We start from the raw sequence: 21,229 nt of genomic DNA, 5'->3' as shown, positions 1-21,229 counted from the left end.
GCCATCACGGAGTGAGATACCCCAATGTTTTCTGTTTTGCCATCCGCGCGCAAGGTGCTGAACCTGATTGTCCTGCTGATCGGGGGGCTGTTGATCGCCGCCTGTCAGCCGGTCTCGATGGGTGGCGGGGGCAATAGCGGCCCGTCCATCGACCCCGGCGCGCCGGTGGCGGTGGCGCTCTTGGTGCCGCACGGCTCTGCCAATGCCCAAGAGGCGGCACTGGCCAAGGATCTGGAAAGCGCCGCGCGACTGGCCGTTGCCGACCTCCAAGGGGTCAAGATCGACCTGCGCGTTTACGGCACCGCCGGGCAGGCGGGACAGGCGCAACAGGCCGCATTGAACGCAGTCGGCGACGGGGCAAAGATCATTATCGGCCCGCTGCATGCCGAATCGGCCAATGCCGTCGCCGTTGCCGTGGCGAACAAAGGCGTGAATGTGCTGGCCTTCTCGAACAACGCCTCTATCGCGGGCGGCAACCTCTTCGTACTGGGCCAGACCTTTGACGACACCGCGCGCCGCCTGACAAAATACGCCACCCGTCAGGGCAAGAGCCGCATCCTGACCGTGCATTCCAGCAACCTCGCCGGCCAGTTGGGCCGCGAGGCCATCGCCAAGGCCGCGGCTGCTTCCGGCGCTACCATCGTTGGCAACGTGCCTTATGATTTCTCGCAGCAGGGCGTCGTGTCGGCTGTACCGGTCATCGCGTCGAACGTGCGCAGCACCAGCGCCGATGCCATTTTCCTGACAGCAAACACCGCCGGCGCGCTGCCGCTCTTTTCTCAGATGCTGCCGGAAAACGGTCTGGCGCCGACCGATATCCAATATATCGGCCTGACCCGCTGGGACAAACCGCCCCAGACGCTGGACTTGCCCGGCGTGCAGGGCGGGTGGTTCGCAATGCCTGACCCACAGAAATCCCAGAGCTTCGAAAGCCGTTTTCACGCCGCCAATGGCAAGTTTCCCCACGCCATCGCAGGTCTGGCCTATGACGGTGTCGCCGCCATCGGCGCACTGGCCAAACGGGGCGGCAAGGACGCGCTGAGCCGTGCCAGCCTGACCCAAAGTGCCGGGTATCAGGGCACCGGTGGCGTCTTTCGCCTGATGCCAGATGGCACCAACCAGCGCGGTCTGGCTGTCGCCACGATCCGGGACAAGAAATTGGTAATTCTCGAAGCCGCGCCCAAAGGCTTTGGCGGAGCCGGGTTCTGACCGTCGTCGCAGACCCCGCAGCCAACGCCACAGCCAACAGCGCCGATTCATCGGCGCTGATCTGCCCGGCGTCTGACATTTTCGATGACGCGCGTGTGATCGCCGCACTGGCACTCGGACCCGACGGCGACCATGCCGCGCTGCGCAAACACGCCGTCGATGTGCTCAGCGCAGAGCAGACGCGCGGACGCGCCGCTATCGCTGCGGCGCTGACCGACCATCCATTCGCGGCCCGCGCCGCGACCCGCAGCTATACGTGGCTCACCGACTGCATCCTCAGAACCGCATTTTCGCTGGCGACAGAGCGGCTGCACCCGAACCCGACACCGACCGACGCTGAACGGCTCTCGGTGATCGCCGTGGGGGGCTACGGACGCGGTGAAATGGCACCGCAATCGGATGTCGATCTGCTGTTCCTGACACCCTATAAGATCACCGGCTGGGCCGAGAGCGTCATTGAATCGATGCTCTATATCCTGTGGGACCTGCGGCTGAAGGTCGGCCATGCCAGCCGTACGATCCGCGATTGCCTGCGCCTCGCCGAAGAGGATTTTACCATCCGTACCGGCCTGCTTGAACACCGCTGGCTGACCGGCGATGCACGTCTGGCAGGCGATCTGGCGCACCGGCTGTGGAATGATCTCTTTGAGGGCACCAAACGCGAGTTTACCGAGGCCAAGCTCGAAGAACGCGACCACCGCCACGAGAAACAGGGCGAACGCTACATGGTCGAGCCCAACGTCAAAGAGGGCAAGGGCGGGCTGCGTGACCTGCAATCGCTGTTCTGGATCGCCAAATACGTCTACCGCGTCACCGACACCGCCGATCTGGTGGCTCAGGGTATGTTCACCCAGGACGAATTCGAGACGTTCACCGAGGCCGAGAATTTTCTCTGGGCGGTACGCTGCCACCTGCACCTGATCACCAAACGCCCCAATGACCAGCTGACCTTTGATCTTCAGGTCGAGGTGGCAGAGCGTATGGGCTATACCGACCGCGCCGGACGGCGCGGCGTCGAACATTTCATGCAGCACTACTTTCGCCACGCCACCGCGGTGGGCGATCTGACGCGCATTTTCGTGACCAAGCTGGAAGCGGCCCATGTCAAATCAGAACCGCTGTTGCAGCGCCTCTTTCGTCGCAAGCGCAAGCTGAAGAACGGCTATACCGAGGTGCATGGCCGCCTCGCCATCATTGATGAAACCGCCTTTCTCGCCGATCCCCTGAACCTGCTCCGCGTGTTCGAAGAGGCGCTGCGCACTGGCCTGCTGATCCACCCGGATGCGATGCGGCTCGTGACGGCCAATCTGGATATGATCGACGACACCATGCGCGCCGACCCGCAGGCGCAGAAACTCTTTCTCGATCTGTTGCTGAAACAGGGCAATCCCGAACGCGCATTGCGGCGGATGAACGAACTGGGCGTGCTCAGCGCCTTTATCCCCGAATTCGAGCCGATCGTGGCGATGATGCAGTTCAATATGTACCACCACTACACCGTGGACGAACATACCATCCAATGCATCAGCCACCTCAGCCGGATCGAACGCGGCAAGCTGATCGAGGAACTGCCCGTCGCCTCGTCAATCCTCGAGGAAGGGATCAACCGCCGGGTTTTGTATGTGGCGATGCTGCTGCACGATATCGGCAAAGGCCGAGATGAGGATCACTCGATCCTTGGCGCACAGATTGCCCGCCGCGTCGCCCCCCGGCTGGGGCTGAAACCCAAGGAAGTGGACACCGTCGAGTGGCTGGTGCGCTATCACCTGCTGATGTCCGACATGGCCCAGAAACGCGACATCGCCGACCCGCGCACAGTGCGCGATTTTGCCAAGGCAGTGCAGACACAGGCGCGGCTGGATATGCTGTGCGTCCTGACCGTCTGTGACATTCGCGGCGTCGGCCCCGGCACCTGGAACAACTGGAAGGCATCGCTGATCCGCGCCCTCTATCGCCAGACCCGTCGCGCCATGGAGGGCGGGCTGGAGGATCTCAACCGTGAACAGCGCGGCTCGGACGCCAAGCGCAACCTGCGCGACGCGCTCAAAGGCTGGGACGCAAAGGCGCTCAAGACCGAGACCGCCCGGCATTACCCGCCCTATTGGCAGGGGCTGCACGTCACCGCCCATCAGGTGTTCGCCACCCTCCTGCGCACGCTGGACGCGGGCGAGATCGGCATCGACCTGCACCCCGACGACGACCGCGATGCCACCCGCGCCTGCTTTGCCATGGCCGATCACCCCGGCATCTTCTCGCGGCTCGCGGGCGCACTGGCGCTGGTCGGCGCCAACGTGGTGGATGCCCGCACCTATACGTCCAAGGACGGGTTCGCCACGGCGGCCTTCTGGATTCAGGACGCCGATGGCCACCCGTTCGAGACCGCCCGCCTGCCGCGCTTGCGCCAAACCATCCTGAAGACGCTCAAAGGCGAGGTCGTGGCCCGCGACGCGATCAAATCGCGCGACAAGATCAAGAAACGCGAACGCGCCTTTCGGGTGCCCACGCATATCACCTTCGATAATGAAGGGTCAGAGATCTATACCATCATCGAGGTCGACACCCGCGACCGCCCCGGCCTGCTCTATGACCTGACGCGCACACTGGCCGCCGCCAACGTCTACATCGCCAGCGCGGTGATCGCGACCTACGGCGAACAGGTGGTCGATACGTTTTATGTCAAGGATATGTTCGGCCTGAAATTCTATTCCGAAGGCAAACGTCAGACGCTGGACCGCAAACTGCGCGCCGCCATCAGCGAAGGCGCAGAACGCGCAGTAACGTAGGCCGGGCTTCAGCCCGGCACCACGCCACACACGCGCATCACCCCAACCCGCATAAACCCGACCAACGCCGGGCAGCACCCGACCGCTGGGTGGGCGCACCTCCGGTGATGAGGCACAGTTTATCCTGCCACTACATCCAACGATGATAGTCAGACCCAACGCAGCCAAACTGCCACGCACCGCCCGCACCCGTAGGCCGGGCTTCAGCCCGGCACCACGCCACACATGCGCGTTACCACCCCAACCCCGCATAAACCCCACCAACACCGGGCAGCCCCCGACCGCAGGCGGGCGCACCTACGGTGATTAGGCACAGCTTATCCTGCCACTACATTCAACGATGATAGTCAGAGCCAACACCGCCAAAGCGCCTGCCCATCAGGGCGGTCGGGCGCTGCCCGGCGGCGCGCAAAGCGCGCCTTTGTTCCGGGCGGGGAGAAGATTGCGGCCCACTGCGACCATAGGGGCAGGGTGCAGTGGACGACCGTTTCAGCCTGAAGCGGGCGCGCTCCGTGATCGCGCTAGATCTACATCCTTAGTGCAGGTTGTTTCGAAAAAGAGATATCTTTGCGGCTAAATCCAGCGTCGTATGTTACTTCAGCCACAGTATAGATTGGGCCAATCCTCAAGTCGCACGGGTTCCGGGTTCTTGGCGATTGCACTCTCGTTCAGACCTAAACTCACCGGGAATTCGCTGAACCTGATCATTATTCCGTCGATATTAAGCAAGCCGTGTGCGATTTCTTCACTATGCCCTCCGACTATCTCCCGAATGACTACTTCTGCAGATGATCCACCTAGCTTGATGTAGCCATCAAGCAGTAGCCCAGAATATAGGCCATTAAAAGCACATGACCCTTGCCACCAAATGCGACCGTCGAGTCGGTTGCCTTCGACGACTTCTAATTCCAGAGCTGCATCGACATTAGTCGAAATGCCGAGTGATGCCATGTCCGCCAAGCCCTCGGGATACTTGTCGAATGTTCCAGCCCAAGCTTCCGAACTGTAAACAATGCTAGTGACGTACGCATAGGCGTCAGGAAGATTATTCTCAAAATCTACTATTTTTCCTGGAAGCAGCAGAGCTGCCATTCCTAATCCACCAACTAGCGCGAGAATAGCAAATACTTTCTTGATTGTGCCCATTTCGCCACCCGCGGTTTTCTTGCTGGATAAGATGCTGATAGCACTATGAACCCATCACTGACAACGCACGTGGCGCTAAGTTGGTATGGCGGGCGGATCGTATTGGAAAAGAGATGTTTGTTTGCATTTCCATCCGGCGCCCAAGGAAGCACACACTACATTGGCCAGCTCGAAAACCTGCAGCGATCGGCAGCTTTCGTAACCGAAGGGTGGAGGTTCTTGGCTCACTATTTGCGAAGCCCGTTATCTGCGCATAGCAGCCGTCCGCCCAAGTCGCAGCGAACGACAGTTCTCACCGCCCCCCCTCACCGCCCCGTCTCAAACCCCGCACGCCTCTTGCCTTCACCCTCCTCCAGAACCGCCAGTCGCAAACGCCGTTCATCATTCAGCCGGTGCAGCATCTGCCATTCGGAATAGGCCTCTCGGGTATTGGCCACCCGCCACAGCGCGCGGGCCTCGTGTGCGGGCACCAGTCCGGCCATCGCCCGGCCCCGGCGCGTCACGATCAGCCGCGCGTCCTGCATCCGCACCGTATCCAGATAATCGCGCAGGTAACTGCGCAGATGGTCGGTGCTGACCTCGGGTATGGGCGTGGTGTCGGTCTGGTGCATGGCGTGCCTTTCTCTGGCCGCTGGGAGGATATGCCGGGATGCCATCCTGCCGCACAGGGTCTTGCCTCGTGCTTACCATGCCGTGCGGTGCCCTGTTTCCCGCCTGCGAACCGTCCGGTTCATCCGTCCGAACCGCACAGGTCTGGTCGCGGTGGTGGCCAGCGCGCGCCGGATCGCGCCACTTACAGTGTTTTTTCGCGCCTCTGTACGGCGGTTCCGTCCGGTTCGGGCGGGGCAATCGTGCTATTCGGGCCTTTTCGCCGGGGCTTTGGTCCTTTAACTCCGTGCATATTGCTCCTTTGGACAGAGGTCCGTTGATGAAACCGCCCCGCCTGCTTTCCGGTGTTCTGACCGTCGGCGTCTGGACCTTGCTCAGCCGCGTTCTGGGCTTTGTCCGCGACGTGTTGATCGCCGGATTCCTTGGTCCCGGTCCGTTGATGGATGCCTTTGTCGCCGCGTTCCGCCTGCCCAACATGTTCCGTCGTTTCTTTGCCGAGGGCGCGTTCAACGCGGCCTTTGTGCCGATGTTCTCCAAACGGCTCGAAGCGCAGGAGAATGCAGACGGTTTCGCCAGCCTCGCAATGAGCGGCCTGGCCCTTGTTTTACTGGCTCTGGTGGGGTTGGCGATGGTGTTTATGCCCGCGCTGGTCTGGGCCACAGCCGAAGGTTTTGCAGGCGATGAACGGTTCGATCTGACCGTTGAATTCGGGCGTGTCGTGTTCCCCTATATCCTGTTCATCTCATTGGCCGCGCTGCTCTCTGGCGTGCTGAATGCGACCGGGCGGTTCACCGCCGCCGCCGCTGCCCCGGTGATCCTGAACGTCATGCTCTGCACCGCGATGGGTTATGCGGTCGTGACCGGCGGTCAGGTGGTGCAGGCACTGGTCTGGACCATCCCCTTTGCCGGTGTCGCCCAACTCGCCCTCGTCTGGGCCGCTGCCCATCGTGCTGGCCGTACCGTACGACCCGTACGACCCCGCTGGACGCCGGAGATGGCGCAACTGGTGCGCATCGCCATTCCCGCCGCCCTTGCGGGGGGGGTCATGCAGGTAAATCTGCTTGTTGGTCAACAGGTTGCCAGCAACTATGAAAACGCGGTCAGCTGGCTCTATGCCGCCGACCGGCTCTATCAACTGCCGCTCGGTGTGGTCGGAATTGCCGTGGGCATTGTCCTGTTGCCCGACCTGTCCCGCCGCCTGCGCGCCCAAGACGACAACGGTGCCCGCGAGGCTCTCAGTCGCGCAGGAGAGATTTCATTGGCTCTGACCATCCCCGCCGCCGTGGCGCTGATGGTCATCCCGATCCCCCTGATCACCGTCCTGTTCGAGCGTGGTGCATTCGGCACGGACGATACGGCGGCCACCGCGCTGGCCGTGGCGATCTACGGTTTGGGCCTGCCGGCTTTCGTGCTCCAGAAGGTGCTGCAACCGATTTACTTCGCCCGCGAGGATACCAAACGCCCGTTTCACTACGCCGTGGTCGCGATGGTGGTGAACGCTGCGATTGCCATCGGTCTTGCCCCCTTTATTGGCTGGATCGCAGCGGCGATCGGCACCACACTGGCAGGCTGGGCGATGGTCTGGCTGCTACTGCGCGGAACGCGCCCCTTCGGCGACGTCGCGCGTTTCGATGTACGATTTCGCCGACGCATCTGGCGGATCGCGCTCGCTGCGACATTGATGGGGGTGGTTCTATGGCATGGGATGTTGGCGATTGGCCCCCTCTTTGGGCTGGACGGCTGGCGGTGGCTGGCTTTGGCGGTGCTCGTGTTGTTGGGGGGGCTCAGCTACGGCCTCTTTGGCAGGCTCCTTGGTGCCTTTGACAAAGGCGCCTTGCGAAAAGCATTCCGGCGCGGGTGACAATGCAATTGGTTAACGCCCACGCAGCCGGGCGTGGATTTTCTGCCAGCCGCCGGGGCTGACAAAGAACGACAGGGCAAAGCCCGCGCCAAATCCGGACACATCGGCCAGCCATTGCATGTTCGCGCCAAACACCAGACTGAACAGCAATTGGGCGCCCATCAGAAAACCGATAAGACTAAAGGCCCGTGCCTGCCTTGCCCCCACCTGTCCCAACCGCAGCCACAAAAGATAAGTGAACGCGCCGATAAGGCCGTAAACGCCTGGAAATCCACCATATATCCACGGTGGATCGACCACGAACATACCATAAACCGCAGCACCTAGCGCGGCAGAGGCCATGAACACGACAAGGACTGCCCAACCGCGAAATACCTCGCCCACGAACTTGCCCATTGCCAGCAGCATCACCCCGACAAAGAGGGCATGGGTGAAATCGCCATGCACGAATGGATAGGTCACGAACCGCATCAGATGCTCGGGCGGATAAACGTGATTGGTCAGCATCCACTGCATAATTTGCGCGTTGAACCCGTAATCCTGTATCGCGGCCTGCCGCCATCCAATCGCGCCGGGGCCGCCGACAATGCCGCGCGCGCCCAGCGAAAACACAATCTCGATTCCGATGATCGCAAGAAACAGTGCCATTACCACGGGTGGCATTGGGTTCAACGGGCTTTCGGTGTCTGGGTTGCTCATCATCGGGCCTCTGCTTGACGGGGCTTTGGTGCATGGGTAAGCGAGGCAGACACAGAAATCCAGACAGGAGAATGGCCATGTCCGGCCCGACCTACACCCCGCGCGTTTTTTCGGGCATCCAGCCTTCCGGCAATCTGCACCTTGGAAACTATCTCGGCGCCCTCAAGCGTTTTGCCGATAGCCAAGGTCAGGGTACGCCGACGCTTTATTGCATGGTCGACATGCATGCGATTACGGTCTGGCAAAACCCTGCTGATTTGCGTCACGCCACGCGTGAACTCTGCGCCGGATTCATCGCGGCAGGTCTCGACCCGGCAAAATCCATTTTGTTCAATCAAAGTCAGGTTGCCGAACACGCGCAATTGGCGTGGATTTTCAACTGTGTCGCGCGCATGGGCTGGATGGGTCGCATGACCCAATGGAAGGACAAGGCCGGCAAAAATGCTGAAAACGCCTCACTCGGTCTCCTTGCCTATCCGGCGCTGATGGCGGCCGATATTCTGGTTTACCACGCCACCCATGTTCCGGTCGGTGAAGATCAGAAACAGCATCTGGAGCTGGCCCGCGATATCGCTGCCAAGTTCAACCACGACTACGGTGTGGATTTCTTTCCAATCACCGAACCAGTGATTGAAGGCGCTGCCACCCGCGTGATGAGCCTGCGTGACGGATCAAAGAAAATGTCGAAATCCGACGCATCCGACATGAGCCGGATCAACATGACAGATAATGCCGACTTGATCGCCAAGAAAATCCGCAAGGCCAAAACTGACCCGGAACCGTTGCCCTCTGATCTGGATGGTTTGGCAGAGCGCCCCGAGGCGCGCAATCTGGTGAACATCTACGCAGGCCTCGCGGATATGAGTGCCGCAGAGGTAATGGCCGAAATGGGTGGCAAGTCGTTCTCTGAGTTCAAACCGGCGTTGGCCGAGTTGGCCGTCACCAAGCTCGCTCCGATCTCTGAAGAAATGTCACGCCTGATGCAAGACCCGGCCGAGATTGACCGGATCCTTGGCAAAGGCGCTGATGCCGCGCGCCAAATCGCGGCGCCGATCCTGCAAAAAACCTTTGATATTGTGGGTATGGTCGGGGCCAAGCCGAGCTGATGTCCCCCGACCGCTGTCAATGTTCCCAACATACCTGATCGGGCGTGCCGTCATGCGGTTCGCCGGATCAGGTATTACCCCCCGGCAGCGCGTGTCAGGGCTTGCTCCAGATCCACGATCAGATCGTCTACATCCTCGATCCCAATGCTGATCCGCAATAGGTTCGGGTGCACCTTGAACCCTTCGCCCGATACGGTTTTGCGGTGCTCAATCAGGCTCTCGACGCCTCCCAGTGAAGTGGCGGGATAGAAAACCTCGCAGGCCAGCGCCGTATCGATCGCAGTCTGTTCGGTGCCGCAGGTGATGATCGACATCATGCCGCCATACATGCCCCCGGTCTGGCGTTTTGCAATCTCATGTCCAGGATGGGACGGCAGGCCCGGGTAGAGAACCCGCTCAACCAGCGGGTGCCCTTCAAAATGTGCGGCAAATGTGAGGGCGTTCTGCGTCGCCCTTTCGACCCGCAGGATCAGCGTACGCATGCCGCGGATCAGCAGAAACGCATCAAATGATTGTAAAACGGTGCCTTGCAGTTTGCGGATATTGAAGACCTCGTCCCACCAATCGCCCGTCTCCCGGACCGACAGGGCACCTGCCGTCACGTCCGAATGTCCGTTCAGATATTTTGTGGCCGAATGAAACGAAATATCTGCCCCCAGTTCCAGCGCGCGGGTGCAGCACGGCGGTGTGCCTGTGCAATCGGTAAAGAGCCGCGCACCAGCATCATGGGCGATCTTGGCCGCGGCGGCGATATCAGTCACGTCCCAATCAGGATTGTTCGGCGATTCGACCCAGACCAAAGCGGTCTGTCCCTTGCGCATCGCAGCCTGCATCGCCGTCAGATCGCCAGTGCTGTAATAGGTGACATCGAGACGGCCAAGCGCGTGCAATTTCTGAAACTGTTGCAACACACCATGATACATCACGTCGGGCGCGAGCACATGAGCGCGCGCGGGTAGGGCATCCATCACCGCACTGGCCGCCGACATGCCAGAGGCAAACAGCATTGTGTCTGCCGCACCTTCGAGGTCAGCGATGATCGCTTCGGCGTGGTCCGTCGTCTGGTTGCTGTCTCGGCGGTAGATATACGGCTTGCGTTCAGAATAATCGTTAGCGCGGACATAGGTGGCCGAAGGGTGTATCGCGGGGATGATCGCGCCGGTATCTTCATCCAGATAGTGCAGAGCCTGCGCGAGCCGTGTGGCGGGCGAGAGTTGGCGGTTCTTCATCTGTTGTTTCCTTTGCGCAGGACACCTATCCGAAAATGTCGGTCAGCAATTCAGGGCGGCACATGGTGCCGCCCTGTCATAAATCAGCTAAGCGCGGCGTCGCAGCGTCCGCAGGTACCTGCATGCTCATGCGTGCCAACATCAGGCAGAATTTTCCAGCAGCGTTCACATTTGCCCCCCTCGGCCTTGCCAAAGGTGACAGACACGCCTTCGGTTTCCGGCAATGTGAATGCGTCTTCTGGCGCATCCGCATCGGTCAGCGTTATGTCCGATGTGATGCAGATATCCGCGAACGGAACTGATCGCAGGGCGGCCAGTGTTTCGGCATCAGCAACATAAACTGTCGGTGCCGCCTCTAGTGAGGAGCCGATGACTTTGGCCGTGCGCTGGATCTCCAGCGCAGCAGTTACGACACGACGCGCGCGACGAATGCGCGTCCATTTTTCGGCCAATGCGTCATTGCGCCAATCTTGCGGTGTGTCCGGCATGTCCTGCAGGTGCACCGAGCTACCCTCGCTTGGAAACCGCTCTAACCAGACCTCCTCCATCGTGAAGACCAGCACTGGTGCTAGCCATGTGGTCAGCCGATGAAACAGCAGGTCGAGTACGGTGTGCGCGGCGCGCCGTTCAACGCTGTCACCATCGCAGTAAAGAACGTCCTTGCGGATATCAAAATAGAACGCGCTCAGGTCGAGCGTGCAGAAGTTGAAAAGAGCCTGAAACACCCCTTGGAAATCAAAGGCGGCGTAGCCCTCGCGTACCCGCACATCCAATTCGGCCGTGCGGTGCAGGACAAGGCGTTCGAGCTCTGGCATCTGATCGGGATCGATACGATCGCTCTCTTTGAAATGCGACAACGCGCCCAGCAGATAACGCATCGTATTGCGCAACCGGCGATAGCTGTCGGCAACGCCTTTCAGGATCTCTGGCCCGATACGCTGGTCAGCGGTGTAGTCCGTCTGTGCTACCCACAACCGCAGGATATCCGCGCCGTATTGCTGCACGATCTTTTCCGGCACAATGGTGTTGCCCAGCGATTTGGACATCTTCATGCCCTTTTCGTCGAGCGTGAAACCATGCGTGACAACCTGCCGGTAAGGTGCGCGGCCAGTGGTGCCAACCGATTGCAACAGTGACGAATGGAACCAGCCGCGGTGCTGGTCGGTGCCCTCCATGTAGACATCGGCGATGCCATCATCGGTCCCGTCCGGGCGATCCCGCAGAGTAAAGGCATGGGTCGAGCCGCTGTCGAACCACACGTCAAGGATATCCATCACCTGATCATAGTCATCCGGGTTGACGATCCCGCTCAGGAACCGTTCCTTGGCACCGTCCTCGTACCATGCGTCCGCACCTTCGGCCTCGAACGCTGCGGTGATGCGCGCGTTGACCTCTGCGTTGCGCAGCAGGAAATCGTCTTCTGTTGGCAGCAGGCCCTTGCGCGTGAAGCAGGTCAGCGGCACACCCCATGCACGCTGGCGGCTCAGCACCCAGTCGGGCCGTGCCTCCATCATCGAATGTAGGCGGTTGCGTCCCGATTTCGGCGTCCATTTGACGTTGTCGATCTCGGTAAGGGCGCGCTGGCGGATGGTGGTGCCATGCATGTCCTGCCCGTCGCCCACGGTCTTGTCGATGGCGGCGAACCATTGCGGCGTGTTGCGATAGATGACCGGTGCCTTGGAACGCCACGAATGCGGATAGCTGTGCTTGATCTTGCCGCGTGCCATCAGGCCGCCAACCTCTGCCAGCTTGTCGATGACCGCCTTGTTCGCATCGCCCTCGCCGCCCTTCCGGTTGAGGATGTACTTACCGCCAAAGAACGGCAGACCGGGCCGGAAAGAGCCATCATCCAGCACGTTGTAGGTGATGACCTCCTGCAGCATGTTCAGATCGCGGTATAGCTCGTATTCCTCCATCCCGTGGCTGGGGGCGCAGTGGACGAAACCGGTACCCTCGGTGTCGGTGACGAAATCGGCAGCGCGGAAATCGCGCGGTGTGTCCCATTCACCATCGGACCCTTCGGAGCCTGCCAGCGGGTGTAACAGGCTAAGACCAGCCAGTTCACCAGTGGTGACATCGCGCACCCGCGTCCACATACCCTCGTCCAGTCTCGCGCGGGTCATCACGTCGGCGGCCAGATTGTCGGCCAGCAGATAACGGTCGCCGACATTGACCCACGATTCCTCTGGCGTGCTGGTAACTTCGTAGAGGCCGTAGGAAATGCCCGCGCCGTAAACCACGGCCTTGTTCGAGGGGATGGTCCAAGGCGTTGTCGTCCAGATCACTACATGAGCACCCACTAGGTCTTTCAAGTTTGAGGCGGACAGATCAGCGTCATCTGGGCGTGGGCCATCAAGAGGATCCCAAGCGCCGCCTCGAGCCGTTGCAACCTTGAACTTCACCCAGATCGTGAAACTGTCTTTGTCGTGATACTCGACCTCGGCCTCGGCCAGCGCTGTCTTTTCGATTGGTGACCACATCACCGGCTTGGAACCTTGGTAAAGCGTGCCGTTCATCAGAAACTTCATGAATTCCTCGGCGATCACGCGCTCGGCGTGAAAATCCATCGTCAGATACGGCGCGGCCCAGTTGCCGGTCACACCGAGACGCTTGAACTCGTCGCGCTGGATATCGACCCACCCGGCGGCAAAGTTGCGGCACTCGGCGCGGAATTCGTTGATCGGCACCTCGTCCTTGTTCTTGCCTTTCTTGCGATACTGTTCTTCGATCTTCCACTCGATGGGCAGGCCATGACAGTCCCAGCCGGGGATATAGCGCGACTCAAAACCCATCATCTGGTGGCTACGCACGATCATGTCCTTGATCGTCTTGTTCAGCGCATGCCCGATATGCAGGTGCCCGTTGGCATAGGGTGGGCCATCATGCAGAGTAAAGGGCGCACGCGAACCGGGGGCTGCGGCAGCCTTGTCGCGCAGACGGTCATAGATGCCGATCTGCTCCCAACGTTCCAGCCATTCCGGCTCGCGTTTGGGAAGGCCGGCGCGCATCGGAAAATCGGTCTGCGGCAGGTTCAGGGTGGATTTATAATCGGGTGTTTCGGTTTGGTCGGCGCACATCTGGGGCGTCCTTTGTCTTTCGGGTCATATCGGAAAAGGGGTGGGGCGGCGCGATTGGTCAAACGCCTTGTCCCGGCGGCTCATGCTGTCAGAGCGCCGGGCAAATAATTCGAATAATGATCGCCGTGGCGTACATCATGTCTGACCTTATAGGGCGCGGGTTTCGCGGCGTCCAGAGCCGCGCGGCCCTGCGTCCATCTGCCCGCTGGCCAATATCCACAGATTGCCACAGTGTCAGGCCGGACAATGTGCAGGAGGGCTGAGATGGCCAATCCGCTAAGACAGTTCGACATCACGGAGGACGAGATCACGCAGGTGGTCACGGTGTTCTATGCGCGCGTCCGCAAGGACCCCGATCTGGGCCCGGTCTTTGGTGCGCATATAGCCCCCGCTGAATGGCCCGCGCACGAGGCCAAGATTGTTCGCTTCTGGTCGAACGCGATCCTGCGCACACGTAATTATTCGGGCAACCCGATGCAGGTGCATATGTCCGCCAGCGATGTGCAGGCCGAGCATTTCCCCGTCTGGCTGGGGCTGTTTGATACGGTACTGGCCGAACGCCTGCCGGAGGCAACCGCTTGTGCGTGGTCGGCGCTGGCCCACCGGATCAGCAAGGGGTTCCTCTACGGGCTTGAGATACGCAAACCTCCCGGCGAGGTCCCAGTATTCAGCTAGGCGGTGCATGGTTCCCGCCCTCGCGCATCAACCTTGCAACGCAGCGCGTGAGTCTGGCAATCTGTTGGCAAGATTTTTGAATAAGGATTTTGTCATGCGGATATTATTGTTTTTTGTTGCGTTGCTAATTGCCGGTCCTGCAGCGGCCGGGTGCAGATGTTCCGTAATTCCAGACGAAGGTGTCTACCGGGCGATGGGGTCAGATGTACGTCTGACCTATCTAAACAACGAGGCTGAAGAATGCCCGACCGAAATCAACCTGAGGGCAAACCCACCTAACAGACCCCCTGTCAACGTGAACCTGCAATGTCTGGGGGATAGTTTCGAGGGGGCTGAAACCACGCGTGTCGGCACATTTGTCTGGCGCATCAGCGGCCAGTCTGGCCATCAGGGGCTACTTCAGGCGGGTATCGCGTCTGCCGAAACCTTGACCATGACCTTGGAAGTGCCCGCAGAGCTAAAGGCGGTCGGCAAGGCGGACCGACAAACAGTGTTGGAACGGACCGGCGGGGGCCGTGCTGCAGAATGTATCTGCAGGCGGGTGCGTGATGAACTGGAATGGGCCGAAGCTATACGAGATGCCTATGCCGACAAAAAAGCGCTGGCCCGCGCCAAGGCAACGGCAATGCGCGGCAACAATTCCAAACAATCGTTCTATCTCGACAACAATGGTGTGCTGCACAAATTCGACGAGGGCACAGCAGGTGAACTGAGCTATCTGGAAGACGCAGAAACCCGTACTGGCGAGGCGCTAGAGAAAAAATGGGCTGCTGAGGGTGAATTCGTTGCCGTCAAAAATCAGGGCAATACCGCTCCGGCCCAGAGCGGAAGCCTGAATGAAGTGCAATCTGGTGCATCGGCCTCTACCGATCCAGTTGCATGCAAGGTCAACATGCCAACGCTAGCCAGAGTGCGTGCAAACTGCACACCCGCGATTGTTCTGAATGCATTTAGCTCACATGAAAATGTTCATGCGGCAACCTGTCGTAAGATGAACAATCGTCCGATTGATACCTGGGATGGTTACACGATCCAGCTAAAACCACGCGCCGAGATCAGGGGTTTCGCAGCACCTAGCAGCAACTATGATGCCTATATGCAGTCACCGGCCAATCTGGCAGCAGACGAAGTTGCCGCATACACTGCCGAGATCGGCGTTTACACGGAGTTCATTAAAAAGCGATGCGACGGGTAGTCCGGGAGGAAGCGATTTAGTTTCCCGATCCCGGAAACAGCCCCGCGAGTGCGCGGCTCACCAGTCGCGAAACCGAGGGGCGTTTGCCCGCAGAAAAGGGCAGCGGGCGGCAAACCTCCATCGCGGCCACGCCTACGCGGGCGGTCAGGGCGCCATTCACGATTCCCTCGCCAAAGCGACGCGATAGCTTGGACAGCAGGCTGCCTCCTGCGACGGACCCGATCAGGTCGTCGCCCACTGCGACGGCGCCGGTGGCCACCAGATGTGCCATGACCGCGCGCGCCAGTCGCCAGCTACCCAGCGTGCCGGATCGCCCGCCATAGACCTCTGCAACTCGCCGGATCATTCGCAGGTTCGAGGTGAGCGCGGCGAACACGTCAGCCAGTGCCAATGGGACGATGGCCGTCACAGTGGCAACCTGCCGGGCGGCGGCCTCGACCTCTTTTTTCGCGGCAGCATCCAGCGGTGCCAGCAACTCGGCCTCGGCCAATGCCAGCAGCGTGGCGGGGTCGAACTGATCGGCTTGTCGCTCTTGCAGGCGCTGCCGGCCCCATGCGGTGTCCTCGCGGGCCGCGTATAGCTGCGTCAGCCCCTCGACCACCTTGCGCGCGCCCGCCAGATCATCATCGGCCAGCGCGGTGTCAGCGGCGCGGTGCAGTGTGTCGATCCGGCGCAAGCGGGAAAAAGCCGCCAGTTCGCGCACGGCGATCACCGCCAGAACCAACACGAGAACTGCGATCAGCACTGTGACTGCGTATCCCAACAATGGCATGCGCGCGATCAGGTCGGTGACGAAATCCCACGCGGCGACAGACACAACCACCCCAAGCAGGGTCAACAACAGTGACCAAAAGAACCGCCCCAGACGCGTTGTTTTACGCGCACCAAGGGCTGCAACAGTTTGCATTGCACGCCCTTCCGGAGTGGGCCCGCCCACCGGGTCGTGGTCAGGTACGGGTGGAGCTTCGGCCGGATTGATCGCAGGCTTGCCGAGTTCTTCGGTCTCGATATCGAACAGAATGGGACCTTTTCTCATGGTTGGGCACTCCTTGCCTGCGCCCGTTCTTCGGGCGGCCAGACCATCAGGATGTCCGGCAGATTTTCGTCGTTGCCACCACCCTCGGTGCGGGCCGCTTCGGTAAAGTCGTGGGCGGCGTAAAAGGCGCGTGCCGGGTGGTTTGCCTCAGCCACCCACAGTTCCAGCCGCTTGGACCGGGATTTGGCATCCTCCAACAGTGTGGTTCCCAGCCCGCTGCGATGCGCACGCGGATGCACATAAAGCGCGTGGATGCGTGCGCCGTCGCGGGCAATGAAACCCACCGGGCCACGTCGCCCCGGCACGATCCGCACCCAGCCACGGTGCGTGATTTTCGCCATCAGTCGCAGATCGGTGCGTCGGGCCCGCACACGCGGCAGCCACGGGGCTCTGCGGGAAAACGCCCAGAGGATCGCGGTCAGTTGCGGCACATGGTGCAGCCGGGCCGGGCGGGGCGCGCTCAAAGCTTGTCCCCGATCAGAAACTGTGCAGCCCGGTCCAGCCTGATATGCGGCGGCCCGTCACCGGCCCGCAATGTCAACGGCGCGGGTGCGAATTTCATGATCTGATAATCTTGATCTAGCCAAGCCTCTTTACCCTTTTGCGCCGCGCTGATCAAAGCAGACGGGTTTTCCGGCAGCGCGCCGGGGTAAAACGCGGCCTCCTTGCCGCTGTCCAGCAGCTTGCCGCGGACACAGTCCAGTGCTGTGCCATCATGTTCACGGGTCTCTTCGATCGTGGCACGCAAGGCGGCAATAGCCAGAGCCTGTGTTTCAGCGCCGCTAAAACGGGCGCGATCGCGGGCGGAGCGGGTCAGGGCTTCCATGATAGCAGTCAGACGCGCATGCTGGCTGTGGTGCAGATGGTCTGCCTTGGTCGCGGCAAACAGAATCCTTTCCACCCTACGCCCCATCAACAGACGACTGAGGAATGCGTTGCGACCCGGCCGAAAGGCCGAGAGAATTTCGGTCATCGTCTCTTGCAGGTCTGCCACGGCACGGGGGCCGGAATGAATAGCACCCAATGCATCCACCAAAACGATTTGCCGGTCGATCCGAGAAAAATGGTCGCGAAAGAATGGTGTGACCACTTCGCGCCGATACGCGTCATAGCGGCGCTCCATCTCGCGCCAGAGGCTGCGGCGGCCGGGACGGTCGGGCTGGGGCAGCGGGGCAAAGGTCAGAGCCGGCGAACCCTCCAGCGCGCCGGGCAACAAAAAGCGACCGGGCGCGATACCCGTATACCCTGCGTCCCGTGCGGAGGTCAGATAATCCGTGAATGCGGCGGCGAGTGCCTTGATCTGCGGATCGTCCCACTCTCCCGCCGCGTCGGTTGCACGGACCAGCGACAGCGCGCCTGCTGCCTCCGCGCGTTTTTGCATCGCGGACAGGGTTTGCGCCGACCACTCGGCATAGCATTTATCCATCAGCGCCAGATCAAGCAGCCACTCACCGGGGTAGTCCACAATATCAATGTGGACCGTACGCGGGCCGGTTAGTCCTGCCAGCATTCCGGCGGGGCGGACCCGTAGTGATAGCCGCAACTCGGAAATCGTGCGGGTGCTGCCCGGCCAGTGGGGCTGATTGGCGGTGAGTGCTGCCAGATGTTCTTCGTAGTCGAAACGCGGCACGGTGTTGTCGGGCTGAGGTTGCAGGAATGCGGCCTCGATCCGCCCTTCGGCAGCGGCAACGAGGCCGGGCATTCGCCCCCGATCCATCAGGTTGGCCACCAGCGATGTGATGAATACCGTCTTGCCCGAACGAGCGAGGCCAGTGACGCCCACGCGAATCACCGGCTCAAAAAACGTCTCGGACAGGGTATCACCGACGGCGTCGAAACTGCGGGTCAGGCCCTCCGCCATTCTACCGATCACCACTGCGCTGCCCCTTTTTCGTGCCTGCCCTTCCTAGATAACGGTGCGCCGATGGGGTTTCCAGTGGCAAGCGGTACGCGGGTTCTGCGACAGCTGACCTGTGGAGATCTGTTGGAGGCCGTCGGCGAAGATATTTCAGCCGGAAGATACGCTAGGAGAAGGCTTTTCCGAAGGATGTAATTGCGCTAAGCGCAGGGTCATGCCCCGTTTTGCCCTCAAGGTCGAATATCATGGTGCGCCCTTTGCCGGTTGGCAGCGGCAGCGCGACCAACCGTCCGTGCAGGGCGCAATTGAAGCCGCATTGGCACGGCTGGAGCCGGGACCACACACCATTGCGGCGGCGGGCCGCACCGATGCTGGTGTGCATGGGTTGGGACAAGTGGCACATTGTGATTTGGTCAATGACTGGGCACCCTTCCGATTGATGGAAGCGCTGAACCACCATCTGAAGCCGCAGCCAGTTGCGATTGTGGACTGTACGCAGGTGGATGATGAGTGGCACGCACGGTTTTCTGCGGTTGAGAGGCGGTATCTTTTTCGTCTGCTGATGCGGCGTCCGCCTGCGACGCATCAGGCAGGATTGGTGTGGCAAGTGCCGCAACAGCTGGATTTGGCGGCGATGCAAGTCGGGGCGGCGTATCTGGTGGGTCATCACGATTTCACCACCTTTCGTTCGTCGATCTGCCAATCTGCCAGCCCGGTCAAGACGCTGGATGCGATCGAAATTTGCCAGATGGAAACACCCGGCGGACCGGAACTGTGGTTTCGTCTGCGGGCACGGTCGTTCCTGCACAATCAGGTGCGCAGCATCGTGGGCACATTGGAACGGGTCGGTAGGGGGGCGTGGGCACCGGACGATGTGCGTCGCGCGTTGAAAGCATGCGACCGAGCCGCCTGTGGACCGGTTTGTCCGCCCGAGGGATTATACCTTCACAGCGTCGGCTATCCAAAAGACCCATTCACAGCCTGATTTTGCCTTTGCGCGCGCCGCATGGCGACGTTAAACCTGCCGCCAGCGGTCCCTTAGCTCAACTGGATAGAGCAGCTGACTTCTAATCAGCAGGTTGAGGGTTCGAGTCCTTCAGGGATCGCCAACATATCACGCTATTTTGCATAGCGATCATTGCCTAATCAGCCCCATGCTCTTGCAGGACATCCAGAGGAATAATGTCCAACGCGCGCATATGCGTAGCCGACAGGCGTACTTGGGGTGCGCAGCCCTCGTCGTGGGCCTGTAGGAATCGCGCGGCGCACAGGCACCACTGATCGCCCGGCCGCAGCCCGGCAAACCCGTATTCGGGGCGTGGTGTCGACAGGTCATTGCCGACGTATTTCGAGAATGCCAGAAATTCCGCCGTCATCAACGCACAGACAGTGTGACTGCCCTGATCCTCTGGACAGGTGTTGCAATGGCCGTCGCGGAAAAACCCTGTGACCGGATCGGCGTCCGAGCAAGGGGACAAAACTTCGCCCAGAACATTCACGGGATCATCTTTGCGGATCATGGTACGACCTCTCTTTGCTGCGGGTCAGCCTAGCCGATCATGTGGGTGAGGCAAAGCGTGTCAGCGAGCCATGGCAATGGCGCGGAACATTGCCATGTTCGCGGAATGCGTGCCGGGCGCGCGAAAGTTGCGATCCGCGCCGGTGCTCACGATCACGGTGTCACGGTTCTGGTTGATATAGATGTATTGCCCATAGATACCACGCGCCATGAATTCGCCGTCTGCTGCACCCTCGGGTACCCACCAGTGCAGGCCATAACCGATCTGGCCTGCCTCGGTGGGGGCGCTGGGCCGTGTCGCAAGTTGCATCCATTCTGCTGGTACAATTCGTTGGTTGCCGTAGCGTCCGTTTTGCGATGCCATAAGGCCAAAGCGGGCGTAATCACGCGTTGTCATGTTCAGCCCGCCCAGCACAAACGCCACGCCCGCGCCATCGGTGACATAATAAGGTGTCGCCTCCACCCCCAGCGGCATGATGATCTCTTCCGACAGTAGCGTAGAGATATCCCGGCCAGTTGCGCCACGGATCACCATGCCAACTACATGCGTATCGATCGAAACATATTGATACCGTGCACCGGGCGCGGCGATTGTGGCAGTCAGACCGCGGGTGAAATCATCCATCGTCCCACCAAGAGCCAGTACCCGGCCCATACGATTGATGTCAGACGATTTATCCAGATAGTCCTCGTCGAACTGCACGCCGCTGGCCATATGCAGGACGTTGCGGATACTGGCATCCTCATAGGCTGTGCCGTTCAGGCTGGGCGCGTACTGCGTCACCGGATCGTCAAGCGAGGCAATGGTCCCGTTCTCCAGCAGGACCCCGACAAGGGCCGAGACAAAGCTTTTGGCCATCGACCATGAGATGCGACGATCCTCCGGCCCCGTGCCTAAATGATAGCTTTCGTGTACGATTTCACCGGTTTTCAGCACCAGCAAGGACGTAACGCTGCGATCTTTGATCCAGTCGGCGGCTCCGGCCGGTAAATCCATCGGTGCACCCGTCGGCAGCGGGGAAATGGGGCCATCGCCGCGTGGCACCTCGCGCGTGAGAAAGGCGGCATCCATGCTCGAGAAATTCGCGACGATCTTCGCTTCGGAAAAGAGACCGTTCACTGCCCAAAGACGCATAATCTCGTCGCGTTTCCATACGCCGACGACCACCGCGGCAAGCGTCAGGGCGATCAGGCTGCGGATCAGCCAACGAAGGAACGGGCGCATGT

At 60.6% G+C, this 21,229-nt stretch carries 17 protein-coding genes and 1 tRNA gene; 8 read left to right on the top strand and 10 right to left on the bottom strand.

What is annotated here, in order from left to right; translation table 11 throughout:
* Positions 1–24: 24 nt before the first annotated feature.
* Both N7U68_RS10570 and N7U68_RS10565 read left to right on the top strand, forming a co-directional pair.
* The gene (locus N7U68_RS10570; RefSeq protein WP_263049085.1) at positions 25–1,209 is read left to right on the top strand and encodes a penicillin-binding protein activator; all 1,185 of its coding nucleotides are present in this window, start codon (positions 25–27) and stop codon (positions 1,207–1,209) included.
* The gene (locus N7U68_RS10565; protein ID WP_373322999.1) at positions 1,206–3,992 is read left to right on the top strand and encodes a [protein-PII] uridylyltransferase; all 2,787 of its coding nucleotides are present in this window, start codon (positions 1,206–1,208) and stop codon (positions 3,990–3,992) included. Before N7U68_RS10570 ends, N7U68_RS10565 begins: the two co-directional genes overlap by 4 nt.
* A 597-nt stretch (positions 3,993–4,589) precedes the next feature.
* Here the strand turns inward: N7U68_RS10565 and N7U68_RS10560 are convergent.
* The gene (locus tag N7U68_RS10560; RefSeq protein ID WP_165195706.1) at positions 4,590–5,138 is read right to left on the bottom strand and encodes a hypothetical protein; all 549 of its coding nucleotides are present in this window, start codon (positions 5,136–5,138) and stop codon (positions 4,590–4,592) included.
* 305 nt (positions 5,139–5,443) lie between these two features.
* Positions 5,444–5,749 (bottom strand): hypothetical protein, encoded by a 306-nt coding sequence (locus N7U68_RS10555; RefSeq protein WP_165195708.1) that lies wholly within the window; start codon positions 5,747–5,749, stop codon positions 5,444–5,446.
* A gap of 317 nt (positions 5,750–6,066) precedes the next feature.
* Here N7U68_RS10555 and murJ point away from each other — a divergent pair, with 317 nt between their 5' ends.
* On the top strand, positions 6,067–7,608 hold the full coding sequence (gene murJ / locus N7U68_RS10550; protein ID WP_165195710.1) for a murein biosynthesis integral membrane protein MurJ: 1,542 nt from the start codon (positions 6,067–6,069) through the stop codon (positions 7,606–7,608).
* A gap of 12 nt (positions 7,609–7,620) precedes the next feature.
* Here murJ and N7U68_RS10545 read toward each other — a convergent pair whose 3' ends face one another.
* The gene (locus tag N7U68_RS10545; RefSeq protein WP_263049084.1) at positions 7,621–8,307 is read right to left on the bottom strand and encodes a rhomboid family intramembrane serine protease; all 687 of its coding nucleotides are present in this window, start codon (positions 8,305–8,307) and stop codon (positions 7,621–7,623) included.
* A 77-nt stretch (positions 8,308–8,384) separates the two neighbouring features.
* On the opposite strand from N7U68_RS10545, the gene trpS reads away from it, so the two are divergent.
* On the top strand, positions 8,385–9,413 hold the full coding sequence (gene trpS, locus N7U68_RS10540; protein WP_263049083.1) for a tryptophan--tRNA ligase: 1,029 nt from the start codon (positions 8,385–8,387) through the stop codon (positions 9,411–9,413).
* Positions 9,414–9,487: 74 nt separating this feature from the next.
* On the opposite strand, the gene N7U68_RS10535 is transcribed toward trpS, so the two are convergent.
* Complete coding sequence (locus tag N7U68_RS10535) at positions 9,488–10,642, bottom strand: trans-sulfuration enzyme family protein (RefSeq protein ID WP_263049082.1); 1,155 nt, start codon at positions 10,640–10,642, stop codon at positions 9,488–9,490.
* Between the two features lie 83 nt (positions 10,643–10,725).
* Positions 10,726–13,719: an isoleucine--tRNA ligase gene (gene ileS / locus N7U68_RS10530; protein WP_263049081.1), complete on the bottom strand. Its 2,994-nt coding sequence runs from the start codon at positions 13,717–13,719 to the stop codon at positions 10,726–10,728.
* Positions 13,720–13,983: 264 nt separating this feature from the next.
* Between ileS and N7U68_RS10525 the strand changes: the two genes are divergently transcribed.
* Together N7U68_RS10525 and N7U68_RS10520 are read left to right on the top strand one after the other, a co-directional pair.
* Entirely contained in the window at positions 13,984–14,394 is a 411-nt protein-coding gene (locus tag N7U68_RS10525) for a group III truncated hemoglobin (RefSeq protein ID WP_241188102.1), read from the top strand.
* 94 nt (positions 14,395–14,488) lie between these two features.
* Positions 14,489–15,589, top strand: a complete 1,101-nt coding sequence (locus tag N7U68_RS10520) for a hypothetical protein (protein WP_263049080.1) — start codon at positions 14,489–14,491, stop codon at positions 15,587–15,589.
* 16 nt (positions 15,590–15,605) lie between these two features.
* Here the strand turns inward: N7U68_RS10520 and N7U68_RS10515 are convergent, their stop codons facing one another.
* The 3 genes from N7U68_RS10515 to N7U68_RS10505 are packed head-to-tail and all read right to left on the bottom strand — an operon-like array spanning position 15,606 to position 18,501.
* On the bottom strand, positions 15,606–16,625 hold the full coding sequence (locus N7U68_RS10515) for a YcjF family protein (RefSeq protein WP_263049079.1): 1,020 nt from the start codon (positions 16,623–16,625) through the stop codon (positions 15,606–15,608).
* Positions 16,622–17,089, bottom strand: a complete 468-nt coding sequence (locus tag N7U68_RS10510; protein WP_165195726.1) for a GNAT family N-acetyltransferase — start codon at positions 17,087–17,089, stop codon at positions 16,622–16,624. Before N7U68_RS10510 ends, N7U68_RS10515 begins: the two co-directional genes overlap by 4 nt.
* A complete protein-coding gene (locus tag N7U68_RS10505; RefSeq protein WP_263049078.1) occupies positions 17,086–18,501 on the bottom strand; it encodes a YcjX family GTP-binding protein in 1,416 nt (471 codons plus the stop codon). Before N7U68_RS10505 ends, N7U68_RS10510 begins: the two co-directional genes overlap by 4 nt.
* 196 nt (positions 18,502–18,697) lie before the next feature.
* Here N7U68_RS10505 and truA point away from each other — a divergent pair, with 196 nt between their 5' ends.
* Together truA and N7U68_RS10495 are read left to right on the top strand one after the other, a co-directional pair.
* The gene (gene truA, locus N7U68_RS10500; protein ID WP_263049077.1) at positions 18,698–19,468 is read left to right on the top strand and encodes a tRNA pseudouridine(38-40) synthase TruA; all 771 of its coding nucleotides are present in this window, start codon (positions 18,698–18,700) and stop codon (positions 19,466–19,468) included.
* A 47-nt stretch (positions 19,469–19,515) separates the two neighbouring features.
* Positions 19,516–19,592 (top strand) — tRNA-Arg (locus N7U68_RS10495).
* Positions 19,593–19,625: 33 nt separating this feature from the next.
* Here N7U68_RS10495 and N7U68_RS10490 read toward each other — a convergent pair.
* Both N7U68_RS10490 and N7U68_RS10485 read right to left on the bottom strand, forming a co-directional pair.
* Positions 19,626–20,003 (bottom strand): DUF2237 family protein, encoded by a 378-nt coding sequence (locus N7U68_RS10490; RefSeq protein WP_165195732.1) that lies wholly within the window; start codon positions 20,001–20,003, stop codon positions 19,626–19,628.
* Positions 20,004–20,063: 60 nt separating this feature from the next.
* Positions 20,064–21,227 (bottom strand): serine hydrolase domain-containing protein, encoded by a 1,164-nt coding sequence (locus N7U68_RS10485; protein ID WP_263049076.1) that lies wholly within the window; start codon positions 21,225–21,227, stop codon positions 20,064–20,066.
* Positions 21,228–21,229: the final 2 nt, after the last annotated feature.

The sequence above is a fragment of the Roseovarius pelagicus genome (genome assembly GCF_025639885.1).
GTDB classification, from domain to species: Bacteria; Pseudomonadota; Alphaproteobacteria; order Rhodobacterales; family Rhodobacteraceae; genus Roseovarius; species Roseovarius pelagicus.
The sequence above is the reverse complement of the archived record's forward strand: the minus strand, read 5'-3'. Positions and strand labels throughout refer to the sequence as shown.

What these genes read in the sequence shown, in the direction of transcription:
- N7U68_RS10570 (WP_263049085.1), top strand. Translation starts at nt 25, where the DNA reads ATGTTTTCTGTTTTGCCATCCGCGCGCAAGGTGCTGAACCTGATTGTC.
- N7U68_RS10560 (WP_165195706.1), bottom strand. Translation starts at nt 5,138, where the DNA reads ATGGGCACAATCAAGAAAGTATTTGCTATTCTCGCGCTAGTTGGTGGA.
- N7U68_RS10555 (WP_165195708.1), bottom strand. Translation starts at nt 5,749, where the DNA reads ATGCACCAGACCGACACCACGCCCATACCCGAGGTCAGCACCGACCAT.
- murJ (WP_165195710.1), top strand. Translation starts at nt 6,067, where the DNA reads ATGAAACCGCCCCGCCTGCTTTCCGGTGTTCTGACCGTCGGCGTCTGG.
- N7U68_RS10545 (WP_263049084.1), bottom strand. Translation starts at nt 8,307, where the DNA reads ATGAGCAACCCAGACACCGAAAGCCCGTTGAACCCAATGCCACCCGTG.
- trpS (WP_263049083.1), top strand. Translation starts at nt 8,385, where the DNA reads ATGTCCGGCCCGACCTACACCCCGCGCGTTTTTTCGGGCATCCAGCCT.
- N7U68_RS10535 (WP_263049082.1), bottom strand. Translation starts at nt 10,642, where the DNA reads ATGAAGAACCGCCAACTCTCGCCCGCCACACGGCTCGCGCAGGCTCTG.
- ileS (WP_263049081.1), bottom strand. Translation starts at nt 13,719, where the DNA reads ATGTGCGCCGACCAAACCGAAACACCCGATTATAAATCCACCCTGAAC.
- N7U68_RS10525 (WP_241188102.1), top strand. Translation starts at nt 13,984, where the DNA reads ATGGCCAATCCGCTAAGACAGTTCGACATCACGGAGGACGAGATCACG.
- N7U68_RS10520 (WP_263049080.1), top strand. Translation starts at nt 14,489, where the DNA reads ATGCGGATATTATTGTTTTTTGTTGCGTTGCTAATTGCCGGTCCTGCA.
- N7U68_RS10515 (WP_263049079.1), bottom strand. Translation starts at nt 16,625, where the DNA reads ATGAGAAAAGGTCCCATTCTGTTCGATATCGAGACCGAAGAACTCGGC.
- truA (WP_263049077.1), top strand. Translation starts at nt 18,698, where the DNA reads ATGCCCCGTTTTGCCCTCAAGGTCGAATATCATGGTGCGCCCTTTGCC.
- N7U68_RS10490 (WP_165195732.1), bottom strand. Translation starts at nt 20,003, where the DNA reads ATGATCCGCAAAGATGATCCCGTGAATGTTCTGGGCGAAGTTTTGTCC.
- N7U68_RS10485 (WP_263049076.1), bottom strand. Translation starts at nt 21,227, where the DNA reads ATGCGCCCGTTCCTTCGTTGGCTGATCCGCAGCCTGATCGCCCTGACG.